Annotated in this window: 1 protein-coding gene; it reads left to right on the forward strand. The window is 56.7% G+C overall.

Going from position 1 to position 732, the window contains the following annotated elements; all coding sequences use genetic code 11:
- Positions 1-732: DNA sulfur modification protein DndB (locus EN780_RS36135; protein ID WP_210215104.1), on the forward strand; the 732-nt coding region annotated here is incomplete at both ends.

The following is a 732-nucleotide window of genomic DNA, read 5'->3' on the forward strand; positions in this document are numbered from 1 at the left end:
GCCTTCAGCCGGACGAAGAGAGGCAACTTTTTCATGACCTGAATCGCCTTGGCAAAAAGGTGGATACGAATCTCGCGCTGCAGTTCGACAACTCCAATCCGGTCAACCTGTTCATCAAGGAGCGGCTGATGGAAGAACTCGGCCTTGGTGTTGTCGAAACCGACGTGAAGAGCTGGGCAGACGATGATGGTCGCATTGTCCGCAAGGATCTTGTGGCAGTTAACGCGATTCTGCTGCTTAACCGCAGCAACATTAACGGCGCTACTCCCCTGATGATTGATGGTCGCACAGAGACCGGCGTTTGGTTTTGGAGTGCCGTCCGCGACATTGAAGGTTTCGGAGAAGAGCGAGCGCGCGAGAAAACCGTCGCCGCGCAGCCGGTGGTCCTCAAAGCCCTGGCCAAGCTCGTCTACGACTTCAGCTTCAGCAACCGTCGGCCTGACGATGGCGACGATCTTACTGAGCGCCTGCTCTCTTCGCTCAATGACGTCGACTTCAGTCACGGCAATCCGATGTGGCGGTATTATAACCTGAATGAAGAGGAGCGCCGAGCCGAGGGACTGGCCGGACTGTCGAGCTATCTCCCGCTTGATGACACCGGAAACCGTGATATCGGCAGCCACCAGGGCGACTTTATGCGCTTTGGTGCGAAGCACAACGACATCTACCCGATCTTGGGGGACATGATTCGGTGGAAGTTGAACTTGCCGTCGCGGCGTCAGCCTCTGCAGC

It is taken from the genome of Mesorhizobium sp. M4B.F.Ca.ET.089.01.1.1 (assembly GCF_004022605.1).
Classification (GTDB): domain Bacteria; phylum Pseudomonadota; class Alphaproteobacteria; order Rhizobiales; family Rhizobiaceae; genus Mesorhizobium; species Mesorhizobium abyssinicae.